This is a genomic window from Amycolatopsis circi, from assembly GCF_003385235.1.
In the GTDB taxonomy this organism is placed as follows: Bacteria; Actinomycetota; Actinomycetes; order Mycobacteriales; family Pseudonocardiaceae; genus Amycolatopsis; species Amycolatopsis circi.
Map to the genome: position 1 here is coordinate 1 of NZ_PQIA01000252.1, position 5,550 is coordinate 5,550.

The following is a 5,550-nucleotide window of genomic DNA, read 5'->3' on the forward strand; positions in this document are numbered from 1 at the left end:
GGTGTCGTGGGCTCTGAGAATGTGTATAAGAGACAGCCCTATGTTGTTGTCAAGCCGCAGCGGGGGCGATTGTCGGTTCGGGGTGCTGGTAGTAGGTGCGGCTGCGGAGCATGGCGAACAGGACGTCGCAGCGGCGGCGGGCGAGGCAGATCAGCGCGGCGTTGTGCTTCTTGCCTTCGGCCCTCTTCCGGTCGTAGTAGGTCCGGCTGGTGGGGTCGGACAGGGCTGCGAAGGCGGCGAGGAAGAAGGCGCGTTTGAGTCTGCGGTTGCCGGTTCTGGCGGGGTGTTCGCCCTTGATCGAGGTTCCGGAGCGGTGTGTGACGGGGGCGATGCCGGCGTAGGCGGCGAGGTGTCCGGAGGACTTGAAGCCGGAGGCGTCGCCGATTTCGAGGAGGATGCGGGCGGCGGTCCTGACGCCGATGCCGGGCATCGATGTCAGGACCTGGGCAAGAGGGTGCGCATCAAGGATCTCCTCGACCTCGCTGGCGATGGTTTTCCGTTGCTGCAGCACGGTTTTCAAGTTGTCAGCGAGCCGGGGCAGGATCTTGTCCGCAGCGGCGGTGCCCGCGACGGTGACGGTTTGCTCGTCTAGTGCGGCGAGGATGTTCTCGACCAGTTTCGCGCCCATGCGCGGGGCGTGTTTGGTGGCGATCGCCGTGAGTTTCCGGCGACCGGCCTTGCGGATCCCGATAGGGCCGCCGCAGCGGGACAGGATTTCCAGCACGGCGGGATGGCTGATTTTGGGGCCCAGGGCACGTTCGAGAGCGGGGTGGATGCCGGTGAGCAGGCCGCGGATGCGGTTGCTGACCCGGGTGGCCTCGGCGGCCAGGTCGTCGTCGAACCCGGCGAGCACATCCAGCTCGGCCAGGGCTTCGTCGTCGACGTTGAGCTGGCGAAGGGTGTGCGGCAGGGTGCGGGCGGCGTCGGCGATGACGTAGGCGTCGCGGGCGTCGGTCTTGGCGTTGCCCGGGTAGAGGTCGGCGATGCGGCGCATCGCCAGCCCGGGCAGATAGGCCACGTCGTGTCCGCAAGCGCGGGCGACGGCGACTGGCAGCGCGCCGATCGTGGCCGGCTGGTCCACGACCACCAGAACCGGACCGTGAGCGGCGAGTTTGTCGAACATCGCCCGCAGTTTGGGCTCGGTGTTGGGCAATGGCGCGTCGTGCAGCCGCTTCCCGGACGGGTCCAGGCCGACCGCATGATGTTCGCCCTTGCCGACGTCCAAGCCAAGGAACACGGCGTATTCGCTGGTCATCCGAGGTATCTTCCGTCTTGTCGTGCACGGTCACCAGTCGAGCATCAAAGGCCGGCAGCCACGTTACGACGAGACCTACCTTGCGGCGGCCGTGTCCCTATCAGCGGTCCCTCGATGCCACCAAACCCGGTGACACCACCCCCCGGATCATGGGTACGACTGGGGGACTAAATCATGCCGGGCCTGGCGACCACGAACTCCTTGATCAGGAGCTACGGAGACGGTAACGGGGTGGCGCCACGCGAGCTGTGTTTTTGGCGTCGGCTTCGCCGCCGCGCGCGGGATCGCTTTTAGCCGGCGTTTGGGGCTGACCGGCGTGAGGGGCCTTCGGCCTGTCACGCCGGTCAGCCCCAAACGCCGGCGCGATCCCGCGGTGGTGGTCCGGCGGGGTGGAGAAGGGGCTTGGCGGATTCGGAGAGTCGCGGGGGTGGCCGTCCGGTGCCTGGAGTGATGAAGGAGACACGGCCGGTTCGGTGACTTGGGCAACCTCGGCTGGCGTTTGCTGCCTGTAACCGGCAGACTGAACGCGCTGTGAGGGGAGTATTCCTTCGCGGCGGTGTCGTCAGCACGGTGACCCGGGCGAGTCATTCGCCGAGGTCCCCGGCACCGTCGGCCGGTTTCGCACCGGCGGGAGAGACCTCCGGTTAGTTGCTGCTGCGCACTATCCGGAGGTTTCTGAGATGACTGTCCCCCTGTGGCTGTGGTTCGCGACAGTCGGCGGGCTGCTCGCGCTGATCGCCGTCGACCTGGTGATCGTCGACCACAAGCCGCACGCGGTGACTACCGGCGAGGCCGCCCGCTGGGTGATCTTCTACATCGCCTGCGCCGTGCTGTTCGGCGCGGGCGTCTGGTTCTTCGCCGGGCACGACCCCGGGGTCCAGTTCTTCACCGGGTACATCACCGAGTACTCGCTGAGCGTGGACAACCTCTTCATCTTCATGATCATCATGACCTCGTTCAAGGTGCCCGCGATCCACCAGCACCGCGTGCTGCTCGTCGGCATCCTGCTCGCGCTGGGCATGCGGAGCGTGTTCATCGCGGTCGGCGCGGCGCTGATCAACCAGTTCGTCTGGGTGTTCTTCGTCTTCGGCGCGATCCTCGTCTGGACCGCGATCAGCATGCTGCGCGGCAACGGCGGCGACGAGGAGGAGTACCAGGAGAACGCGCTCACCCGCTGGGTGCGCAAACTGTGGCCGGTCACCGACGACTACCGCGGCCACAAGTACCTGGTGAAGGAAGGCGGCAAGCGGAAGATCACGCCGATGCTGCTGGTGATCGTCGCGATCGGCTCGGCCGACCTGCTGTTCGCGGTGGACTCCATCCCGGCGATCTTCGGGATCACGCAGGAGGCGTTCCTGGTCTTCACCGCCAACGCGTTCGCGCTGATGGGCTTGCGGCAGCTGTACTTCCTGCTCGGCGGGCTGGTCACGAAGCTCGTCTACCTCAGCTACGGCCTCGCGGTGATCCTCGCCTTCATCGGCGCGAAGCTGGTGGTGCACGCGCTGCACGAGTACCACCTCGCGCCGGACTGGCTCGACATCAGCAACTGGATGTCCCTCGGCGTGATCGTCGTGGTCCTGACCGTCACCACGGTGCTCAGCCTGGCCAAGGCCAAGCGCGACGAACGGCGGGCGGTGGCGGCGAAATAGGTCGTTCGCCTTGCTAAGGATCGGGTACGGTCGTCGGCATGCGTCCTGCCGACATCGAAGTCCTCGCCGTCCCCGGCCGTCCCGCGCTGCGCGGTGACCTCCTGCTCGCCGCGGTGAGCAGTCCCGACCTGGAAACCGACCAGTACCGCAGCGCGATCCGGCGGATCTCGCTGTCCGGCGGCGAAACTGCGTGGACGCACGGTCCGCGCGACTCCGCTCCGGCGATCTCGCCGGACGGGCGCTGGGTCGCGTTCCTGCGCGCCGGCGAGGGCAAGGGCGCCGAGGGCAGCCCGCAGGTGCACGTGATGCCCGTCGACGGCGGCGAAGCGCGGAAGCTCACGTCGCTGCACCTCGGTGCGGACGCGCCGGTGTGGGCCCCGGATTCGCGCTGGCTCGCCTTCACCGCACGGGAAGCCGAACCGGGCCGCTACGGCACCGAGGACGCCGACGAGCGCACGCCGGAGCCCGCCGCCGAGGCGCCGCGGCTGATCACCCGGCTCGACTACCGCGTCGACAACGTCGGCTTCCTGCGCGACCGGCCGAAGCGGCTGTTCGTGCTCGACACGTTCGAAGAGGGCGAGCCGGAAGCGGTGACGCCGCGCGACTACAGCGTTAGCCAGCCGGTGTGGACGCCGGACGGCGAACGGGTCGTCGTGATCGTGCCGCACGACTTCGACCGGACGGAAACGCGCGAGCACGACCTCGTCGCGTTCCCGGTCGACGGCGGCGAACCCGAGGTGCTCGCCGCCTGCGCCGGGTATGCCGATCAGCCGGTGTACGCGCCGGACGGCACGCTCTACTTCGCCGGCACGTCCCATGAGGACGGTGTCGTAGTCGCTTCCAACACCGGGCTGTACGCGGTCGTGCCGGACGGGAAACCGCGGCGGCTGACCGATGTGGAGACTGTCGACCTCGAACCCGGTTCTGGCCCCGTGGTTCCGCTCGGCGACGAGGTGCTGGTCGCCGTGCGCAACCGCGGTGCGGTGGAGTTGCGCGCGATCGCGACGGACGCCGACGGCGCGAAGCTCGACGATTTGCGCGTGCTCCACGCCGGACACTCGGCGGTCCACGGATTCGCCGCGGACGGCGACACGATCGTCGCGGTAGTGGCCGGTTTGGACACTGCGGGCGAACTGGTGGTGCTTGGCCCGGACGGTCCGCGGACGCTCACCGATTACTCGAAGCCGTTGCGCGACAAGGGTCTTTGCGAGGTCGTGGAGCTCGAAACGACCGCGCCGGACGGCTACCCGGTGCACGGCTGGCTCGTGCTGCCCGAGGGCGACGGACCGCATCCGGTGCTGCGCGTGGTGCACGGCGGACCGTTCGCCCAGCAGGAATGGACCGTGTTCGACGAGGCGCAGGTGTACGCGTCAGCAGGGTTCGCAGTCGTGCTCGGCAACCCGCGCGGGTCAGCCGGATACGGGCAATCGCACGGTACTTCGGTCGTGCACGACATGGGCACCGTCGACGTCGACGACGTGCTCGCGCTGCTCGACAAGGCGCTGGAACGGCCGGACCTCGACGCGTCGCGGACCGGGATCATGGGCGGTTCCTACGGCGGGTTCATGACAAGCTGGGTCGCCGCGAAGCACCCGGACCGCTTCCGCGCGGCGTGGAGCGAGCGCGCGGTGAACGCGTGGGATTCCTTCGCCGGCAGCTCCGACATCGGCTACTACTTCACCGAGGGCTACGTCGGCGCGGACCCGGAGGAGCAGCGTCGCCGCAGCCCGCTCAGCTACGCCGCCGACGTGCGGATCCCGTTCGCTGTCGTGCATTCGGAACAGGACTGGCGCTGTCCGCTGGAGCAGGCGCAGCGGCAGTTCGTGGCGCTGCGCCAGGCCGGTGTCGAGGCTGAGTTCCTGCTGTTCCCCGGCGAGGGGCACGAGCTGACGCGCTCGGGCAAGCCGCGGCACCGGGTGCAGCGGTTCGAGGCGGTGCTGGCCTGGTGGGCGCGGCACCTCAGCTGAGCAGCGTGTAGTTCAGCTCCTCGCACACCCGCCCGAGCGGCACGTCGAGCCCCGGATGGTCCAGCGGAAGCAGGACGTCCGGGGCGATCGGCAGCGCCGCCCCCGCGGGCGGGTCCCACAGGCACACCGACGGCTTGCCCGCGTCCATCGACGAGCGGTACCAGAGCCCGTCGAGGTCCGGCATCGCGCCGCGGATCGCCCGCGCCCACGCCTGGGTGATCTTCTTCGGGCCGCTGGAGATCTCCTGCGACGCGCCGACCCGGGTCGGCCACAGGCCGGTGAGGTCGAGCAGCCGCAGCACCCGCGTCGGGCGCACCACGACGAGCCGGGGGCCGCGCGTCGTGCGGTCCACCGTGGAGGTCGTCTGGAACACCTCGGCGACGCTTGTGCGCACGGTCAGGCCGAAATACAGCACGCCGTTGCCCGGGTCGGTGACCGGACGGCCGCCGCGGCCGGGCGGCTGCTGGTCGAACCGGCCGTGCGGGAGCGGGCCGGTGTAGCGGAAGGTGTTCCACTGCTGCGGATGATTGCCGTGCGCGGTGAAGATGCGGACCAGCCGGGTCTCGGGCTGCACCGAAACCACGTCGTGGCTGCGGTCCAGCCCCTTGACCAGAGCAGACCGCGCCGGAGGCGAGGGGAGCCGGGCCATGCGGGGGAGGTTGTCCGTCCTGTGTCGGGG

4 protein-coding genes are annotated in these 5,550 nt (G+C 69.1%); 2 read left to right on the forward strand and 2 right to left on the reverse strand.

Annotated elements, in window-relative coordinates:
• Positions 1-49: 49 nt before the first annotated feature.
• Entirely contained in the window at positions 50-1,255 is a 1,206-nt protein-coding gene (locus D0D37_RS45645) for an IS110 family RNA-guided transposase (RefSeq protein WP_116206789.1), read from the reverse strand.
• Between the two features lie 680 nt (positions 1,256-1,935).
• On the opposite strand from D0D37_RS45645, the gene D0D37_RS45650 reads away from it, so the two are divergent.
• Complete coding sequence (locus D0D37_RS45650; RefSeq protein ID WP_116206790.1) at positions 1,936-2,904, forward strand: TerC family protein; 969 nt, start codon at positions 1,936-1,938, stop codon at positions 2,902-2,904.
• Positions 2,905-2,942: 38 nt separating this feature from the next.
• A complete protein-coding gene (locus D0D37_RS45655) occupies positions 2,943-4,871 on the forward strand; it encodes a S9 family peptidase (RefSeq protein WP_116206791.1) in 1,929 nt (642 codons plus the stop codon).
• On the opposite strand, the gene D0D37_RS45660 is transcribed toward D0D37_RS45655, so the two are convergent.
• Entirely contained in the window at positions 4,864-5,520 is a 657-nt protein-coding gene (locus D0D37_RS45660; RefSeq protein ID WP_116206792.1) for an RES family NAD+ phosphorylase, read from the reverse strand. The genes D0D37_RS45655 and D0D37_RS45660 overlap by 8 nt on opposite strands.
• Between the last annotated feature and the right edge of the window lie 30 nt (positions 5,521-5,550).